This window comes from Geobacillus thermoleovorans (genome assembly GCF_001610955.1).
Lineage (GTDB): Bacteria > Bacillota > Bacilli > Bacillales > Anoxybacillaceae > Geobacillus > Geobacillus thermoleovorans.
On record NZ_CP014335.1, the window covers coordinates 3337150 to 3356438 of the forward strand.

A 19289-nucleotide genomic window follows, 5' to 3' on the forward strand; every position below is an offset into this window, starting at 1 on the left:
CTAGCGGCGGCGCAGCAGCAACAACGTCTGGTCATCTTTTTGTTCGTATTGATGATACGCTTGAATATGCTCGTACAACTCGCGCACGATCTCCGGCGCCGGCTGATCAAGGTTGACGCGGGCGACCATCGCGGCGAGAACGGAAAAGTCATCGTCCGCCTCTTCGGTACGCTTTTCCGTCACCCCGTCGGTGTACAGCAGCACAAAATCGCCTGGTTCAAGCACAACCGATTTGGTCTCAAATGAAAATTGCGGAAACAAGCCGAGCGCGCAGCCTTTGGCGCCTAGCGGCACGCATTGCTTCGTTTTCGCCCGATACCAAAGCGCCGGTTCGTGTCCAGCGCACGCGTACGAGAACGTATGTGTTTTTTCGTTGTAATTGCCGACAAACATCGTGACAAACATCGACGGCTCCGTGTAGTCGTAGGCGAATCGGTTCAGCAGGTCAAGATATACGTGCGGCTGTGTTCCGTAATGGACGGTCCGGTCCAGAATAAATTTCATCAGCGTCATGAGCATCGCCGCTGGAATGCCTTTTCCCGATACATCGGCAATGCCGACGGACACCGATGTTTGATGGACAGCAAAGTGATAAAAATCGCCGCTCAACACTCGGGCAGGGACGCTGAGGACACCGATGTCGATGTACGAAGGCAAGTTCACTTTCGAAGATGTCTGCAAAAGCGACCGCTGCATATTTGCGGCAAGCGACAGTTCAAAGTCGAGTTGTTCGCGTTCACGCTCAAGCCGCTCTTTCTCTTTTTTCTCCGTCATGTCGCGCAAGACGGCGACAAGCCCCGCCAGCGCACCGTTTTCCAACACCGGCGCCAGCGTATAACCGACTGGCAGGCAGACGCCGTCGCGGCGGCGAAACGGCTCCTCCTCGACGCGAATCACCTCGCCGCTTTTCAGCCGTTTGACGACGCGCCGCAGCTGCTTCCAATCCCACTTGTCGCCGTCTGGCCCCGCGAGCGAGACAAACGAAAACAGTGGCTTGCCTTTCGCCTCTTCCAAAGTGGCGCCGATCAACCGGCTCGCCTCCGGATTCATCCAAACGATTTGCCCGTCGCGATTCACCATCAGCAATCCTTCTCCAAGGGCATTCGCCATCATCTCGAGCTGTTGTTCACGGTGCTTCAGCTCCACGTACGGCTTTTCCACCGTTTCCATATACATGGCACGCACGACATACAAAAATCCAGCCATTTCATAAAGCTGCCCCCATAGCCCGTACCCGCTGCCAAGCATGAGCAACCATTGACCGAGGGCAAATAATAGAAGCGCCATAGACCAGTATAGGGAAGCGGGAGCCCTCCCTTGCCGAAAACGCCGCCATGCGAACACGGCCGCCGCTGCATCAAGCAAACCGACCGCTCCTTCCCCTGCGCGCCACCAAAACGGCCAGCGGCTCGTCCCATGCGCCGGCCAAAACGGGGACGTGATGTGGATGAACAAACTAACAGCCGCCGTATACAAAAACGCGGCCAAAAACGCCTGCCAGCGTTGCCCGCTTTGCCGTTCCATCACCTCATCGGGCCGTGAAAAGAGAAAGAGCAGCCCCCAAGCAAGCGTAAAGCGGGCAGCGAGCGAAAATAGCGCCGCCAAAACGTCATCCTCTGTGAAGGAAAGGACAAAGTGAACAGAAAAGAGCGCCCCCGCAGAAAAAAACAACGCCCCCATCATGAGCCGCTCGGTTGACAGCGTATGCGGAAATACAGCCCATCCTTGCAAGGCGACAAGCCAACAGACGACGACAGCGGCAAACCCTAAAGAAAGATGAATAGGATGATAGAATTCGGGTAAAAGCAGCAGCTGACCGCCAGCGAACAGAAGCACGCCAAACAGCCCGGCCGCCAGCGTTGCCGCCATGCCGTGCCAACGCGCTGGCTGATATCGTTGATCCTTGTTCACAAATGGTGAACCTCCACTCCTCACGGCTATATGGCTTATTATACCATACGTTGGACATCAATCGCATACGAACGTCGCCGCCTCCTCATTTTCGCTTCCGCCGCCGGAACAACAAAAAGAACGCTCTCTAAACAGAGAGCGTCCTCAACCGCGGTCATTTCCCATGCAATTTTGAAATCGACATCATGAGGCCGGCCGCGCCGGCGGAGACGGTGAAGCGTCATTTCTCATGACATTTCGAAATCGCCAACCTATTCAAAGCGTCTCATTAGAACGTGTGAGCCAAGTCTTTCGCTCGGGCGATGGCGTTCGCTTTTATTTCTTCCGCCTTTTCCGGCATCGCCGCATGCCCTTCGACAAACAGTCCTTCAAACGACGGCACGCCGAAAAACTGCATAATGACACTTAAATACCGATGTCCCATCTCCATTTGTGCCGCCGGGCCTTCCGAATAAAATCCGCCGCGCGCCTGAATATGGAGCGCTTTTTTATCGGTGAGCAGCCCGATCGGCCCTTGTTCTGTATACTTGAACGTTTTTCCGGCCACCGCCACGGCGTCAATGTACGCTTTCAATACGGGCGGGAAAGAAAAGTTCCACATTGGCGTCACAAAGACATATTTATCGGCGGAAATAAACTGTTCGCACAGTTCGTTCATCCGCCCGACTTTCGCTTTTTCTTCATCAGACAGCTCTTCAAACGATTTCCCGGAGCGAAGTTTGCCCCAACCGCTGAATACGTCAACATCGATTTCCGGAATGTATTCTTTATATAAATCGAGATGGATCACCTCATGGTCCGGATGCACTTGTTTGTACGTCTCAATGAACGCCTTTCCAACCGCCATGCTGTACGATTGCGTGTCGTCGTGAGGATGGGCGGTGATGTACAATACTTTCGTCATGATGCATACTCCCTTTCTTGATGATCTGAGCATTTTAGTGTTTGCCATTTTTAAACATGACATGCATTTTACCTCTACTTCAAATATCTCGAACAAGAGATAATTATAGAAAGATGATGCGAATTTGGCAAATCATTTGCCCAAAAAAAAATTGCCCTTGAGGCAATTGGCGTGCGGATCGGTTATTCGCTTTGTTCAACAGCAAACGGATTGCCGCTAATTTGTTTTCTTATTTCATCCGTCAACGTAAACGGTTCGTTTTTCGCGGCGTTTTCGCCGGCGTCACTAGGCTGATGGCCACTGCCATCGTAATAGATCGGTTTTCCTTCCATGATGGCTAACCCCCTTGATTCGTGCAGGATGCAGGAACTAGTCTATGCTTCTATTTTACCATTTATGCGGCGGAAATTCGATGGTTTTTTGAAATTTTAACTATAAAAGCGGTTCCGTTTCCAGACTTTTTTCAATCGCCTGCTTCCTTGTTTGGCAAAAAAGCCGATAAAAAACCGGGGCCTCACGAATGCCCCGGCGTTCCCGTCATCAAAAAGCGATTTTTTCATCCAAAAAGGCTTTGAGCTCCCCAATCGGCAACCGCACTTGTTCCATCGTGTCGCGGTCGCGCACGGTCACTTGGCCGTCTTGTTCAGACTCGAAATCGTATGTGATGCAAAACGGCGTGCCGATTTCATCTTGGCGGCGATACCGCTTGCCGATCGAGCCGGTTTCATCATAGTCGACCATGAAATGTTTCGCCAGCTCTTCGTAAATGCGGCGCGCCCCATCAGCGAGCTTTTTCGACAACGGCAAGACAGCCGCTTTGTACGGTGCAAGCGCCGGATGCAAATGCATCACCGTCCGGGTCGTGCCGTCTTCCAGCTCTTCTTCGTCATAGGCGTCGATCATAAACGCCAACGTGACGCGGTCAGCGCCAAGCGACGGCTCAATGCAGTACGGGATGTAGCGTTCATTCGTTTCTTGGTCGAGATAATGGAAGTCCTCGCCCGAGTATTCCATATGCCGCTTTAAGTCGTAATCCGTGCGCGACGCGATGCCCCACAGCTCGCCCCAGCCGAACGGGAAATGGTACTCGATGTCAGTCGTGGCGTTGCTGTAGTGGGACAATTCTTCCTTCGCATGGTCGCGCAGGCGGATGTTGTCCTCCTTCATGCCAAGCGACAGCAGCCACTCCTTGCAAAACTGCTTCCAATACTCAAGCCATTGCAGCTCTTCGCCCGGTTTGCAGAAAAACTCGAGCTCCATCTGTTCAAATTCGCGCGTGCGGAACGTAAAGTTGCCCGGCGTAATTTCATTGCGAAAACTTTTGCCGATTTGCGCGATGCCAAACGGCAATTTTTTGCGCATCGTGCGCTGGACGTTTTTGAAGTTGACGAAAATGCCTTGCGCTGTCTCTGGGCGCAAATAAATTTCGTTGGCGCTCGACTCGGTGACGCCTTGGTACGTTTTGAACATTAAGTTGAACTGGCGAACGTTCGTGAAATCGCGGCTGCCGCATTCCGGACAGGCGATGTCGTATTCCTTGATGAGTTCATCCATCTTGGCAAGCGGCAAACCGTCGACGATCATCTCGATCCCTTTTTCCTCGAGCGCCTTCTCAATCAACTTATCGGCGCGATGACGCGCTTTGCACTGTTTGCAGTCGACCATCGGATCGTTGAAGTTGCCTAAGTGGCCGGACGCTTCCCACGTTCTCGGGTTCATTAAAATGGCGGCGTCGAGCCCGACGTTGTACGGCGACTCTTGAACGAATTTTTTCCACCACGCCCGTTTAATGTTGTTTTTCAGCTCAACGCCAAGCGGGCCGTAATCCCATGTGTTCGCCAGCCCTCCGTAAATTTCCGACCCCGGAAAAACGAAGCCGCGATGCTTGGCATGTGCGACGATTTCTTCCATTGTGACAGCCATCGTGTTCATCCTCCTTCAATGTGATGTCCACCAATCAAAAACGCCCTCGCCCCTAGGCCTGACGCCTAGGGACGAGAGCGTAGCTCCCGCGGTTCCACCCTAGTTGATGCGCAAATCACGCATCCCCTTTTTGCCATTTCCGCTCCGGACTGCCGTTTCATTAACCATCTTCGCCGGGCTTCCACCGTCCCCGGCTCGCTTGGGAAGAGAGGGTTAACTACTATTGATCCGTCATCGCGATCCATATATGATTTTGTCCACTATCATAACAAACCCCAAAACCTTTTGTCAACGCCATCCTGCCTTTTTTTGCATCCAAAACCGCGACACGATCGGCTGACCGTTCCAAATGACTTCGGTGTCCGCCCGGCGCTTCGCGACTTCCGGCTCGTCAAGCAAGAGCCAAAAGTTTTTCACCGGCAAGTCGCCGAGCCCATGCTTCTCGCAAAGCCGCCGCAAATATTGGCGCCGCTTGCCGCCTACCTGTCGCGACACGTTGTCGCCGTCCGGGCTGAATGCATACAAGACCGTCGCCGCCGCGACACGGGCGACGCGACAGACGACCGCCGCGCGCAAAAAGAAGTCCCAATCCCAATAATGGTGGACAGACGGGTCAAAGCAGCCGATCTCGTCATGGAGCGATTTTCGATACACGCTTCCAGACGGGACGTACGTCGAAAACGTCCGCATCGCTTCCAAATCATACTCATAGGCAAATAAAAAACGGGCGGATGGGACGCGCTGATCGTTTTCCACCCGATACTGGACAATTTCCGCATCGGCATAGGCGAAGTCCGCATGCTCGAGCGCTGCGACCATCCGCTCGAGATGGCACGGCAACACTAAGTCATCGTCGTCGCAAAGCATGATGAATTCGCCGCGCGCCGCTTGGACGCCTGCGTTGCGGGCCGCGACATGTCCTTCGTTGTCGCGGCGGTCGATGAGACGGATGTCAAGCTCCGGGTACAAGACGACGACATCATGAACCGGAACGCCGCCGTCATTGACAATGATGACCTCAAACGGCTTGTACGTCTGCCGGCTTAACGACTCGAGCAGCTCGGCAAGCGGATACGGGCGATTGTACGTCGGAATAACGACAGACACGGACGGACGCAAGATTGATTCACCGCCTCTCGCACTGGCTTTCCCCCTTGGCGTCCGCGGGCGTCGATGCGCACACCCACCAAAAGCTTGGCCAATCAAAAAAGGGGCTTACCCTTAAGGTACCGCCCCTGCCGTTTGTTTGTCAATTTCGGCGTGCCTCCCCTAACGAGCGCCACGAACCAAAGCCCCCAACTCTCATGAGAGATCTGTCTTAGAGAATGTCCCTTACAACGATTTTCCTCATGCAAGCTCCTGCTGCTTCGTCTCGCTGCCCAACACCGCGACCGCCAAAACGGCGACAAGGACCGATAGACAAAACAGCGTGAAAATGGCCGTCACCGACACCCCTTGGGCGACAAGCGAGCCGACCAACAGCGGGCCGAAAATGCCGCCGATGCGGCCAAACGCCGCCGCCATGCCGGCGCCGGTCGCACGAATCGACGTCGGATACTGCTCCGGCGTATACGCATACAGCGCTCCCCAAGCGCCGAGGTTGAAAAACGACAAGAAAATGCCGGATGCCATCAGCCCGACGAGCGACTCGGCCGTGCCGAAAAAGTAAGCGCTCAATGCTGTGCCAAGCAAGTACGTGACCAAGACAAATTTCCGCCCCGCCCGCTCGATCAGCCATGCGGCGCTGAAATAGCCGGGCAATTGCGCCAGCGTCATGATGAGCACATATTCAAAGCTTTTAATTAAACTAAACCCTTTCATCACCATAACGCTCGGCAGCCATAAAAACATGCCGTAATACGAAAAGACGACGCAAAACCAAAGCAACCAAAGCATAACCGTCTCTTTCCGATGGGGAGCGGACCATACTTTGACGATATTGCTCCACACCGTCTCCTCTTTTTGCGCGGCCGCAAACCGCGGCGAATCGGGCAGGCGGAGGCGCAAATAGATCGCATACAGCGCCGGGATCGCCGCCAGCCATAACGCCGTCCGCCAGCCGTAAGCCGGTATGACGAAATACGAGATGAGCGCCGCCAACAGCCAGCCGCCCGCCCAAAAGCTCTCGAGCAGCACGACAACCCGTCCGCGGTCTTTAGCCGGCACCGCCTCCGAAACGAGCGTTGACGCGACCGGTAGCTCGCCGCCAAGCCCCATGCCGATCAAAAAGCGGAACGCCAAAAACGCCGCCAACGTCGTCGTGAGCGCCGACAGCCCACTGCCGACCGAGAACAATAACAACGTCAAAATAAAGACGTTTTTTCGACCGATCCGGTCCGCAAGCAATCCGAACACGAGCGCCCCGACCGCCATGCCGATCGAGTTGACGCTGCCGATCCAGCCGACTTGCCCGGCCGTCAAGTTCCAATCTTTTTGCAAGGCGGCCATCAAAAACGACAACATGCCGACATCCATCGCGTCAAACAGCCAACCGAGACCGGCAATGCTTAACAGCTTGCGCTGGGAAATCGTCGGTTCGTTCATGTGTATCCTCCTGTCATTATCGATGTAAAGACATCATCTACTGTTCATTATAGAGGGGGACGGAAGTAAATTCAATCCCGTATTGCTCATTTTCTCACAAAATGAACCGCAACAGTCATAAAAAGCCGCCGAAAAGCGATTGCTCTCGGCAGCTTTGCTCGTGCCAATCCGTCTTATAATTCCCATTTCTCGATGTCCATCTGAAGATGCCCATGAGCGCCAAAGAAAATCGTTTGGTCGTCCGGATGCGGAAAAAACCGCGCAGTGAACGTCTCTTCACCATCATTGACGAACAGTTCGATCGATGACGTATCAAGGAAAACATGAAGCGAACGAAGACGTGGCAATCGACATTGCCGCTTCTCCGTCAGCCCGTTCACAAAGCTTTTCCGTTCAAGCGTCAATACCCCTTCGTCACTATTGTAAACAAGGCGAGCCGCATGGCGAAAGTAAATTTCCATCATGCTTCCGAACAGTTCGATATTGTCGAGGCGAAGTTCGATCGCATCTCCCTCGAGTCCCGGCCATGACCTCAGCTCATTCACCACAGTGGCGCTTGGATATGCTACTTTTTGTTTGCGCAACTGTTTCAGCTCTTCCACTGGCGTCTGTCTCAGCTTGCCGCCAGTGAGGCGAAGTTCGCGCGGCAAGGTGAGCGCGTGCACCCAGCGGTGGCTCACTGTCGGCTGGCGGTCTTCATTCTGATCCGGCACACCCATCCAGCCGATGAGGATGCGCCGCCCGTTCCGGTCAAGCATCGTTTGCGGGGCGTAAAATTCAAAGCCGCGATCAAGCTCCTCAAACGTCCCGTGAAGGAATTCGGCCCGTTCGTAGTCGAAGCGGCCGACAAAATAACCTGACTGGTAGACGTTTTGGTAGCGCATGCCGTCCGGTTTTAATCCTTGCGGGCAGACGATGAGCACGTCTTGCCCATCTAATGGAAACAAGTCTGGGCATTCCCACATATAGCCAAACGGACCAAGCCCGTTCATGTTGCCGCCAGCAATTGGGCCAAGATGCTCCCAATGACAAAGATCAGCGGAACGAAACAGCACCGCTTTTCCATCGCCGCTTTCGCTTTGCGCCCCCAAGATCATATACCAATGGCCCTGATACCGCCATACTTTCGGATCGCGGAAATGGGCCGTATATCCGTCCGGAAGTGTAATGACGACGCCTTTTTTTGTAAAATGAATGCCATCTTCCGATACGGCCATGCATTGGTACGTTTGGCGGTTTCCTTGTTCATCTTTCACATTGCCAGTGTAAAACAGCACGAGCTTTCCATCGCAACTAATCGCACTGCCGGAATAGCAGCCATCTTTGTCATACCATTCGCTTGGCGCTAACGCAATCGGCGCTGCTTGCCAATGAACCAAGTCTGGGGATGTATAATGCCCCCAGAACTTGGCGCCATGGCCGGTGCGAAACGGCATCCATTGGTAGAAGACGTGATACGTTCCGTTCCAGTCGATCAGCCCGTTTGGGTCGTTCATCAACCCGACAGGAGGCATGAGATGGTAGCGAAGCCGATACCGGTCACGATTGACAAGAGTCTCATATTTTTCGACTTCAGCGTATGCTTGTTCAATAAGTTTCTGTTCGCGTTCGGATTTCATCCACACGCCCCTCACTCTTCTTCTTCACGGAACTTTAGAAGGAATGTCGCCACAAACGCTGAAACGACGGCAATGGCAAAACCGATTAAGTAGTGCATTAAGTTCGTGAGCCCTTCCGGCGCAACGATGGCGATCATCGGGATGCCGGTCAACCCGTAGGCATTAGCTACTACATTCGTAAATACGACGTACGCTCCGCCGAGCGCGCCGCCAATGACCGCAGCGATAAACGGCTTCCGGTATTTTAAGTTCACCCCGAAAATGACTGGCTCGGTAATGCCTAAAAAAGCTGACAAGGCCGCCGGCAACGCAATCTCTTTTGTTTTTGTCCGCTTCGATTTGACAAATACAGCCAAACCGGCGCCGCCTTGGGCGACGTTGGCCATCGACCAAATTGGCAGTAAATAGTTGACCCCAAGTTTCGCCAACAAGTTCGCTTCAATGGCATGAAAGCTATGATGCACACCAGTAATGACGATCATCGAGTACAATCCACCAAAGATAAGGCCAGCTAACGCACCGCCATAATGGTAAACAAAGTTCAACACCGTCGTAATCCCATCGCCAAGCAAATTGCCGAGCGGACCAATGGCCAAAATCGTAATAAATCCCGTCAAAATGACGGTCACAAATGGAACAACAAGCAAACTGACCGCATGAGGAACAACTTTTCGCAATCCACGCTCCACTTTGCTCATCACATACGTCGCCAGCAAAATCGGCACGACCGTCCCTTGATACCCGACCATAGCGATATCAAAGCCAAGAAAATGCATATAGTTTGGCTTGGCCTCGGCCAATCCCCACGGGTTTAATAGCGCCGGGTGAGTCATAATACCGCCCATGACCGCCCCTAAAAACGGCGTGCCGCCAAATTCTTTCGCCGCGCTAAAGCCGATTAAAATCGGCAAAATAATAAACGCCGCACTCGAAAACATATCAAGCAAAATATACAGCGGGCTGTCTGCCGCCACCCATTTGAACGCCTTCATCATCCCAAGCAAACCCATTAACAAACCGCTCGCGACAATGGCTGGGATGATTGGGACAAAAATGTTTGACAACGTCTTCGCAAAGCGGGCGAGCGGATTCATTTTTTGCTTGATGGCTTCTTGATGGGCATCAGCATCACCTTGCTGTATCCCTGCTTCCCGGGCAAACGCTTCATACACTTTATTCACCACGCCGGTGCCAAAAATAATTTGAAACTGTCCGGAGCTGGAAAACGCCCCTTTAACCCCTTCAATGTTTTCAATGGTTTTTGCATCAACCTTTTTCTCGTCCTTTAAAACAAGCCGAAGCCTTGTTGCGCAATGGGTCGCGCTAATGACGTTTTCCTTCCCGCCAAGGAGCGGGATGAGTTGTTTAGCAATGTGTTCATAATTCATCGGTGAACTCCTCTCCTTCTGAATGATGGTGAAATGAAAAACAAAAAAGACCTAAAACATACAAAGGGCGATCTAGCGGCATGACTCACTTGCCGTTCCCTTCATACGTTTTAGGTCTTGCCTGCTCGAAGCAGTTACAATCCCGCAATATTTCGTTGTCTGTTTTGCATTATACGGCAACCTGCTGTTTTTGTCAACGCTTTCGCAACCGTTGGATATGGAGGACGATATAGGCGAGTTCCTCCTCCGGAAAACGGATGCCATATTCCTTCTCTGCATAGGTTGCCGCTTTTTGTGTACACGCCCATTCCTTTGCATATTTTGTCTGAATGAGCGCAAGCATCTCCTCATCCATCGAATGAATCGGCTCCCCGTTTTCGATGCGGCTTAAGGCAAAGCGCAAATGAGTGAGCAGCCGCTGGTATGAAATGCTTTCCTTATCGATCAATATGCCGAGCTCCGTTTGGATAAGGTCAACGAGTTCATGAATGAGCGTCGTCTCGCGCATCGTTTTGTTCATGCTGGCGGCATCGAGTTTCGCCGTATGAATATGAAGGGCGATATGGGCCGCCTCGTCATCGGGAATCTCGATGCCAAGCCGCTCTTTGATCAACTGTTTCGCCCATAGCCCAATTTCATACTCCGCCTTATATAGCACTTTAATTTCATTGAGCAATTTGTTTTGAATGCGGTAACCTTGCTTCAACCGCTCGATGGCAAACGACAAATGATCAGTCAGCGCAATATGAATATGGTCGCTGAGCGGTGCTTGCAGTTTGCCTTCCGCATAGCTGATAATTTCTTCGGCAATATCGATATGTTCTTCTGGCAACGTGCGAAGCAATTGCTGGAACTTCTCATTTTCTTCTTCCATGACGAAAATTTTCTCAATGCGGCCCGGGGGGATGAGATCGTTTTTCCGCTTTTGAAACGCAATCCCCGGGCCCATGACAATTTTCTCTTTGCCTTCATCGAGCACGACAACGGCGTTGTTGTTTAAAATCTTATGGATGCGAAACGCCATATGTCCTCCCTGCCGCCCTTATTTCATTTTCACATGAAACAAGACCGTCTCACCTTTTGCTGCCGATGTCCCTGCTTTTTTCTCCAAACTTTCAAGCGCATCACCATTCGTGATGATGATCGGCGTCACCGCGCTTTTCGCTTTCTCGCGCACAAGCGGCAAGTCGACAGAAAGAAGCCGATCGCCCCGTTTCACTCGGTCGCCGGCTTTGACATAGGCGGTAAACCCTTCCCCGTTCATCGACACGGTGTCGATGCCGACATGGATGAGCAGCTCCACACCCGCTTCCGAACGCAAGCCGATAGCATGCTTCGTCGGAAAGAGTTGGACGATTTCCCCGTCCACCGGAGCGACGACATCCCCATCCGCCGGATCGATGGCGATGCCATCGCCCATCATGTTTTGCGCAAACACCGGATCCGGCACGTCTTCAAGCGGCACAATCGTTCCGTCAAGCGGCGCGGTGATCGTCTCTTCCTTCGGCTGCTGCTTGCCAAACCATTTTTTGAACAACGGGCGTCATCCTTTCTGTTCAGTTCGTCTGACAACAAGTATACCTGAACAGAAGGAAACTGCAAACGGTGCCGCTTGCCCTTTTGAACAGGTCAGGCTTGCTCACGCAGACGCCGGCAAATTTCTTCCACCACTTCCTTCGTCGTCGCCGTGCCGCCAAGATCCGGCGTTTTGATGCCGTCAGAGGTGACATCCTCGATCGCTTGCAACAAGAGGGCGCCGAGCTCTTCTTCAACGAAATGGTCAGACATCAACTTCGCCGTCTAAATTTGCCCGATCGGATTGGCGATACCTTTGCCGTAAATATCCGGCGCCGAACCGTGCACCGGTTCAAACATCGACGGATATTTGCCGTTGACGTTGATGTTCGCCACGGGAACGGCTTTCTTGCCAATTCCGTCGCTGGGAATGACGGCAATGTCCCATTTTTTCATTCTTGGGAGAATTCCTTCTTTCCTTCCTTGGACAGAAAGCGCAGCCATTCCTTTCTTTCATCATACAATAACGGTGGTGGATTCACATTTATGATAAAATGAAACTACAAATCATATGGACGATGCGAGGGAGTCAATATGTCTTATGATACCGACCCGTTCCGCGGCGAATTTGACAGCCTTGAAGAGTTTGCCGACCGCGTCAGCGACGTGCTGAAATGCCCGGTGACGATCGAAGATGCGAACCATCGGCTCATCGCCTACAGCGCCCATGACGATTACACCGATCCGGCGCGGACGGCGACGATCATCAGCCGGCGCGTCCCGGAAAAAGTGATCAACAGCTTATGGAAACAAGGCGCCATCCCGGCGCTGCTCAAAAGCCGCGAGCCGGTGCGCGTGCCGCCGATTCATGACGTCGGCCTCGGCAGCCGCGTCGCTGTGTCGATCTGGAAAAACGATGAGGTGATCGGTTTCATCTGGGTGCTCGAAACAAACCGGACGCTTTCGCCCGAGGAGATGGAATGGCTGAAGCTGGCGGCAAAAGCGGCGAAAAACAAAGTGCTGCAGCTGTATATGCGCAAAAACAAAAAAGAAGAGCGGGTGCAAGAGCTGTTTTGGAAGCTGCTCACCGGCCACATTGCGCGTGAAGATGACATCCGCGCTCATCTCGCCGCGATGCAAATCCCGACCGCACCGCAGTTTGCCATTGTCGTTTTCCGCTTTGCCGCCGATTTGACCGCCGAAATGGAGCGGCAAATTTCCTACTTATTGCAAACAACCCAGCAACTCCCGCTCCTTCTTTATACGACCGACGGCCGCGATGTGATTTTGCTGGCGGCGCCCAAAACCGACCAGCCGCTCAAAGAGCTGAATGCATTCATCGAGTCGTTCGCCGCCAAAATGAAAGAACGATTTCACATCCACGATGTGCAGTGCGGGTTTGGCGGCGTGTACGGCGCCTATCGCCTCATTGAAAAAAGCTACCGCGAAGCGCTCGCCGTCCTGGCGCTGAAAGAAAAGCTCGGCGATGAAATCAAGTCGGTTTACGGCTATGCCCAGCTTGGCATTTACCAATTTTTTGATTTTTTGCTTGAACAAAAGCGGCAAGGGGAATGGACCAACCCAGCGTTAACGAAGCTGCAATCGTACGACCAGAAACACCACAGCGACTTGGTCAAAACGTTTGAAACGTTTTTTGACCATAACGAAAACGCGCAAGAAACCGCCGACGTCCTCAACGTTCACCCGAACACGCTTGCTTATCGGCTCAAGCGGATTGCCGACATTGCTGAGCTTGATCTCAATGACATGAATCAAAAAATCAAATTATACATTGATATTAAATTAGCGAAATACGAAGCGCGCGGTTGAATTTGTGGAAATCCACAAAAACCGGGCGCTTCTTTCTCTTTTTTGAACAATGCCCGGCCCGTTCCGTCTCTTTTATACTATAAGTAAGGCCACTTCTGACGAGGAGGAACGATATCCATGATTATTGGAGTGCCAAAGGAAATCAAAAATAACGAAAACCGTGTCGCTATTACGCCGGCTGGCGTATTGTCGTTCGTTCAGGCAGGACATACGGTGCTCATTGAGAAAGAGGCAGGGGTTGGAAGCGGTTTCAGCGACAGCGATTACGCCCGTGCCGGAGCACAAATCATCGAGCGGGCGGAAGATGTTTGGGCGCAAGCCGATATGGTGATGAAAGTGAAAGAGCCGCTGCCAAGCGAATACGGCTATTTCCGCCCAGGTCTCATTTTGTTCACCTATTTGCATTTGGCCGCCGACCCGGAGTTGACACGCGCCTTAAAAGAAAGCGGCGTCATCGCCATTGCCTATGAGACGGTGCAAGTCGGCCGCACGCTGCCGCTGTTGACACCGATGAGCGAAGTCGCCGGACGGATGGCGGCGCAAATCGGGGCGCAATTTTTGGAAAAGCCGTACGGCGGCAAAGGCATTTTGCTTGGCGGCGTCCCAGGCGTCGCCCGCGGCAAAGTGACGATCATCGGCGGCGGAGTCGTCGGCACGAACGCAGCGAAAGTCGCCGTCGGCCTCGGGGCAGATGTCACGATTATCGACTTGAACGCGGATCGCCTGCGCGAGCTTGACGACATTTTCGGCAACCAAATTACGACGCTCATGTCCAACCCGATGAACATTGCCGAGGCGGTCGCAGAGGCCGACCTTGTCATCGGCGCTGTCCTCATCCCAGGGGCGCGGGCGCCGAAGCTCGTCACCGAGGATATGGTGAAAGCGATGAAACCGGGTTCGGTCATCGTCGATGTCGCCATCGACCAAGGGGGCATTGTCGAGACGAGCGACCACGTCACAACACATGACAACCCGACGTACGTCAAACACGGCGTCGTCCATTATGCGGTCGCCAACATGCCTGGAGCCGTTCCGCGCACCTCGACGATCGCCTTGACGAACGTCACCATGCCATACGCCTTGCAAATTGCCAATAAAGGCGTCATCCAAGCCATTACAGACAACCCGGCGCTTGAGCTTGGCGTCAACGTCGCCAACGGCGAAATTACGTACGAAGCGGTCGCCCGCGACCTCGGTTACCGCTACGTCCCTGTCCGCGAAGCGCTCGGCAAAACGCTGGCTGCCAACTAACCGTGATGGACGTAGGCGGCAACGCGCGCTGTCGGCCGCCTGTTCATCACTTCCCATTCTTATCATAGATCGCCCGCTCATAGCGGGCGGCTTTTTTTATCGTCCTAACCCGACAAGGCCGCCATTTCTGCAAGTGAGCGTAGGCGGCTGGAGTATGTCACCCGTTGCGTTATGCCAAATCATTTTCGTTCGGCAAAGCGGCCAGTGTATAATGAAAATAGAAAGCTGGAAAGAAGGTGATTTCGTGAACGTTCCGGGAAAACAGGCGGTATCGCTTGAAGAATTTTATCGCATGCGGGAAACAACCGACCGCGTTTTAGAATACATTGATGGCGCTGTGTTGATGTCTCCCTCCCCTTCGACCCAGCACCAACGCCTATCGGGACGGCTGCACGTCCAACTGTTCCATTTTTTAGAAGGAAAGCCGTATGAAGTGTTTCATGCCCCGTTTGATATCGAACTAAAGAACGAACGAATCGAAGGCAAGAAAATTGTCGTCCCTGATTTAACCGTGATCTGTGATCCAAGTGGATTAACGGATACAAAATTTGTCGGCGTCCCAACGCTGATCATCGAGATTTTAAGCCCTTCCAACCAGGCGTATGATCTCGTGTTCAAATTGAACTTGTATATGCAATACGGAGTCGGTGAATATTGGATCGTGAACCCTATGCACTCTGTTGTGCAAATCTACTCGCTCAATGACGACGGACAATATGAACAAGCCGGCGTCTGGAAAGAAACCGGCATGGCATGTTCGCGCGCGCTTGACGGTTTTTCTGTTGATGTAGAACAACTATTTCGTCCTTGAGGGCGGCTTCATGGTATAATCTTGTAGAACAAAGGAGTGATGACGATGACGATGCCAAAAGCATTGACGATCGCCGGGTCAGACAGTAGCGGCGGCGCCGGACTGCAGGCGGACTTGAAAACGTTCCAAGAGCTTGGCGTTTACGGAATGACGGCGATCACGACAATCGTCGCCATGGACCCGCACAACCAGTGGGCGCATCAAGTGTTTCCGGTGGACTTAGCGACGATCGAAGCCCAGCTTGAGACGATCATCGTCGGCGTTGGCGTCGACGCCTTCAAAACGGGGATGCTGCCGACGACGGACATCATTGAACTGACCGCGCGGACGATTGAAAAACATGGTTTGAAAAATGCGGTCGTCGATCCAGTTATGGTGTGCAAAGGGGCGGATGAGCCGCTCCACCCGGAAAATACGGTTTGCTACCGGGAAACGCTCGTGCCAAAAGCGATGGTCGTGACGCCAAACTTGTTCGAAGCAGCGCAGCTTTCCGGCTTGCCGCGCATTGAAACGATCGAGGACATGAAGGAAGCGGCCGGGCGCATTCATGAACTCGGGGCCCAATATGTCATCGTCAAAGGCGGGCGGAAAATTCCGCATGACTATGCGGTTGACGTCCTTTACGACGGCAAAACGTTTGAACTCCTCGAATCGGAGCGGATTGACACGACGTATACGCACGGAGCAGGCTGCACGTTCTCGGCGGCCATCGCCGCCGAACTGGCGAAAGGCCGGCCGGTGAAAGACGCCATTGCGACGGCAAAAGCGTTCATCACCACCGCCATCCGCCACTCGTTCCCGCTCAACGAATACGTCGGGCCCACACATCACGGTGCGTACCGCCGCTACGGCGAACAATAATAGACAAGACCTCGTCCTTGTCTTTTTCCGCAACTCCCCTCCTTGAAATAGGAAGGGAGCGGGGCCTGCGCATATCGAAAAATCAAATGCCTCCAAACGGTTTGCATGGTGCTAAAATAGATGCCATATGGAAATAGAAAGGAAGGTGCCGCCATTGCGCGTCTCGGCTGTCCAATATCATCTTCACACCATCCGTTCGTTTGACGAGTTTGCCGCGCAAGTGACGCATTACGTCAAAACGGCGCAAGAGTTTGACGCCGAGTTCGTCTTGTTCCCAGAATTTTTCACGACCCAATTGCTTTCCATTCCACTTGATGACGGACGGCAAGCAACGATTGATGACTTGCCGAATTATACCGAAAAATACACTGAGCTGTTTGTGTCGCTCGCCAAAGACACCGGCATGTATTTGATCGGCGGCACGCATGTCATCCGCCAAAACGGCAAGCTGTACAATGTCGCTCATTTATTCACGCCGGATGGGCACATCCATCAGCAGGCGAAATTGCACATCACCCCGACGGAAGTGAACGAGTGGAATATCGCTCCAGGCGACGGCGTGCATGTGTTTGAAACGGACAAAGCGACGATCGCCATTTTGACGTGCTATGACATCGAGTTTCCGGAAATCGTTCGTATGGCGCGCGCCAAAGGGGCAGATGTCATCTTCTGTCCGTCGTGCACCGATGACCGGCACGGGTTTTACCGCGTACGGTATTGCTGCCACGCGCGGGCCATCGAAAACGAAGTGTATGTCGTCACGACCGGCACGGTCGGGTCGCTTCCGACGGTCGACTTTATGCGCGCCAATTTCGGCCAAGCGGCCGTCATCACGCCCAACGACATCCCGTTCCCACCCGGCGGCGTGCTTGCGGCCGGCGAGATCAACGACGACATGGTCATTACGGCTGACCTCGACTTATCGCTTCTTCGCAAAGTGCGGGAAAAAGGATCGGTCGCGACATGGCGCGACCGGCGCATCGACTTGTACCCGGATTGGAATCAAGTGAAATAGTCCTAAACGACAAAAAGGGTGCCCCTGCGCAAGGGGACACCCTTTTGCCTATTTTTAGGACAGCAACTGCTTGAATCGATCAAATTGTTCAGCTACTTTCCCTTCTGGCTCCTTCGTCAGCAAGCTGACGATCACAATCGCTGCCAAGCTGGCGGCAAAACCGGGGATCATTTCATACAACAGCCCTTTTAAGTAGGCGGATTGCGTCCAAAGAATGACCGTCAATGCCCCAGCGACCATGCCGGCGAGCGCCCCCCATTTCGTCATCCGCCGCCAGCATAAGCTCAACAGAATAACTGGGCCAAACGATGCGCCAAATCCAGCCCACGCATAGCCGACCAAGTTTAAAATCGTGTCGTTTTTCGTGTACGCCAGCGCCGTTGCGACAATGGCGACAATGAGCACCGACAAACGCCCGACGAAGACAAGCTCCTTATCCGAAGCCGCGCGGCGGAACACGACTTTATACAAGTCTTCGGTCAGCGAGCTCGAGGTGACGAGCAGCTGGGATGAAATGGTGCTCATAATCGCGGCTAAAATCGCCGCCAGCAAAAACCCGGTAATAATCGGATGGAACAAAATGTGCCCGAGCTTAATAAATACCGTTTCAGGATCATCAAGTTTCATGCCGCGCTGCGAAAAGTAAGCGATTCCAAAAAGACCCGTCAACATCGCTCCGACAACCGAGAAAATCATCCAACCCATGCCGATGCGCCGGGCGCTTTTCATTTCTTTGACCGACTTGATCGCCATAAAGCGGACGATAATGTGCGGCTGGCCAAAATAGCCGAGCCCCCAGGCGAATAACGAAATGATGCCAAGAACACTCGTTCCTTTCCACAAGTTCAACAAGTTGGGATCGATGTCGCGGATCGTCTCAATCGTATCTACTGGCCCGCCTGTATGGAACAGCGTCACCACCGGCACCAGAATCAACGCAATGAACATAATCGTCCCTTGCACAAAGTCCGTCCAGCTGACGGCCAAAAAGCCGCCAAACAGCGTGTAAGCGACGACAACGCCGCCAACGATCCACAAGCCCGTATGGTAGCTGACACCAAACGAGTTTTCAAACAGAACGCCCCCTGAAACAAGGCCGGACGATACATAAAACGTAAAAAAGACCATAATGACAATGCCAGACACCATGCGCAACAATTTCGTGGCATCCCCGAATCGGTTTTCTAAAAACTCTGGAATCGTAATCGAATCGTTCGCCACTTCTGTATAGACGCGCAAGCGCGGCGCAACGAACAGCCAGTTTGCATAAGCGCCAAGCGTCAAGCCGATGACGATCCATGCGGCGCTCACTCCATCGATATACATCGCCCCCGGCAGCCCCATGAGCAACCAACCGCTCATGTCGGAAGCCCCGGCGCTAAGCGCGGTCACCGCCGGCCCGAGCGTCCGGCCGCCAAGCATATAATCGGACAAATTCGACGTCCGTTTATACGCCCAATAGCCGATCCACAGCATGCCAACTAAGTAGACAATGACTGAAAATAAAACCATGTCGTGCTCCCCTTCCTTTGTTGTCTTGTCACCCACACTCTTATCATAATGGAACAAATAATATTTATACAATAGTATTTATTTTTTTCCAAATTCGATAAAATAAATGATTTAAAATAAAGATGTACAAAACTCTTTCTTTCTGATATAATATTTAGTAAATTCAGAATCATCCATAACCGCAACTCCCTTTCATAAACATTAT

16 protein-coding genes and 1 pseudogene are annotated in these 19289 nt (G+C 52.9%); 5 read left to right on the forward strand and 12 right to left on the reverse strand.

Annotation, left to right across the window (positions count from 1 at the left end; genetic code table 11):
- The 11 genes and pseudogenes from GT3570_RS16840 to GT3570_RS19235 all read right to left on the reverse strand — a co-directional run.
- Complete coding sequence (locus GT3570_RS16840) at positions 1–1869, reverse strand: SpoIIE family protein phosphatase (protein WP_128721753.1); 1869 nt, start codon at positions 1867–1869, stop codon at positions 1–3.
- 310 nt (positions 1870–2179) lie between these two features.
- The gene (locus GT3570_RS16845) at positions 2180–2815 is read right to left on the reverse strand and encodes an FMN-dependent NADH-azoreductase (protein WP_021321322.1); all 636 of its coding nucleotides are present in this window, start codon (positions 2813–2815) and stop codon (positions 2180–2182) included.
- A 182-nt stretch (positions 2816–2997) separates the two neighbouring features.
- A complete protein-coding gene (locus GT3570_RS18835; protein WP_014197001.1) occupies positions 2998–3147 on the reverse strand; it encodes a hypothetical protein in 150 nt (49 codons plus the stop codon).
- 208 nt (positions 3148–3355) lie between these two features.
- Positions 3356–4738, reverse strand: coding sequence for a glycine--tRNA ligase (locus GT3570_RS16850; protein ID WP_014197003.1), 1383 nt, complete (start codon positions 4736–4738; stop codon positions 3356–3358).
- A gap of 288 nt (positions 4739–5026) precedes the next feature.
- Positions 5027–5857: a glycosyltransferase family 2 protein gene (locus tag GT3570_RS16855; protein ID WP_014197004.1), complete on the reverse strand. Its 831-nt coding sequence runs from the start codon at positions 5855–5857 to the stop codon at positions 5027–5029.
- A gap of 228 nt (positions 5858–6085) precedes the next feature.
- Positions 6086–7282 carry an MFS transporter gene (locus GT3570_RS16860; protein WP_062899059.1) on the reverse strand — a complete coding sequence of 399 codons (1197 nt, stop codon included), beginning with the start codon at positions 7280–7282 and terminating at the stop codon, positions 6086–6088.
- A gap of 173 nt (positions 7283–7455) precedes the next feature.
- Entirely contained in the window at positions 7456–8901 is a 1446-nt protein-coding gene (locus GT3570_RS16865; RefSeq protein ID WP_062899060.1) for a glycoside hydrolase family 32 protein, read from the reverse strand.
- Positions 8902–8912: 11 nt separating this feature from the next.
- Complete coding sequence (locus GT3570_RS16870; protein ID WP_062899061.1) at positions 8913–10289, reverse strand: sucrose-specific PTS transporter subunit IIBC; 1377 nt, start codon at positions 10287–10289, stop codon at positions 8913–8915.
- 193 nt (positions 10290–10482) lie between these two features.
- Positions 10483–11313 carry a PRD domain-containing protein gene (locus tag GT3570_RS16875; protein WP_011232909.1) on the reverse strand — a complete coding sequence of 277 codons (831 nt, stop codon included), beginning with the start codon at positions 11311–11313 and terminating at the stop codon, positions 10483–10485.
- An 18-nt stretch (positions 11314–11331) separates the two neighbouring features.
- Positions 11332–11826 carry a PTS sugar transporter subunit IIA gene (locus GT3570_RS16880; protein ID WP_044744218.1) on the reverse strand — a complete coding sequence of 165 codons (495 nt, stop codon included), beginning with the start codon at positions 11824–11826 and terminating at the stop codon, positions 11332–11334.
- Between the two features lie 92 nt (positions 11827–11918).
- A pseudogene (locus tag GT3570_RS19235) lies at positions 11919–12203 on the reverse strand (isocitrate/isopropylmalate family dehydrogenase); the annotation flags it as partial.
- A gap of 195 nt (positions 12204–12398) precedes the next feature.
- Here GT3570_RS19235 and GT3570_RS16890 point away from each other — a divergent pair.
- From GT3570_RS16890 to GT3570_RS16910, 5 genes are all read left to right on the forward strand, one after another.
- Complete coding sequence (locus tag GT3570_RS16890; RefSeq protein ID WP_062899063.1) at positions 12399–13634, forward strand: PucR family transcriptional regulator; 1236 nt, start codon at positions 12399–12401, stop codon at positions 13632–13634.
- 117 nt (positions 13635–13751) lie between these two features.
- Positions 13752–14885, forward strand: a complete 1134-nt coding sequence (gene ald, locus GT3570_RS16895; protein ID WP_062899064.1) for an alanine dehydrogenase — start codon at positions 13752–13754, stop codon at positions 14883–14885.
- 211 nt (positions 14886–15096) lie between these two features.
- Entirely contained in the window at positions 15097–15696 is a 600-nt protein-coding gene (locus tag GT3570_RS16900; RefSeq protein WP_062899065.1) for a Uma2 family endonuclease, read from the forward strand.
- A 45-nt stretch (positions 15697–15741) separates the two neighbouring features.
- The gene (gene pdxK / locus GT3570_RS16905) at positions 15742–16557 is read left to right on the forward strand and encodes a pyridoxine/pyridoxal/pyridoxamine kinase (RefSeq protein WP_062899066.1); all 816 of its coding nucleotides are present in this window, start codon (positions 15742–15744) and stop codon (positions 16555–16557) included.
- Positions 16558–16711: 154 nt separating this feature from the next.
- A complete protein-coding gene (locus tag GT3570_RS16910; RefSeq protein ID WP_013524864.1) occupies positions 16712–17572 on the forward strand; it encodes a carbon-nitrogen hydrolase family protein in 861 nt (286 codons plus the stop codon).
- Positions 17573–17626: 54 nt separating this feature from the next.
- On the opposite strand, the gene putP is transcribed toward GT3570_RS16910, so the two are convergent.
- Positions 17627–19084: a sodium/proline symporter PutP gene (putP, locus tag GT3570_RS16915; protein WP_023633304.1), complete on the reverse strand. Its 1458-nt coding sequence runs from the start codon at positions 19082–19084 to the stop codon at positions 17627–17629.
- Positions 19085–19289: the final 205 nt, after the last annotated feature.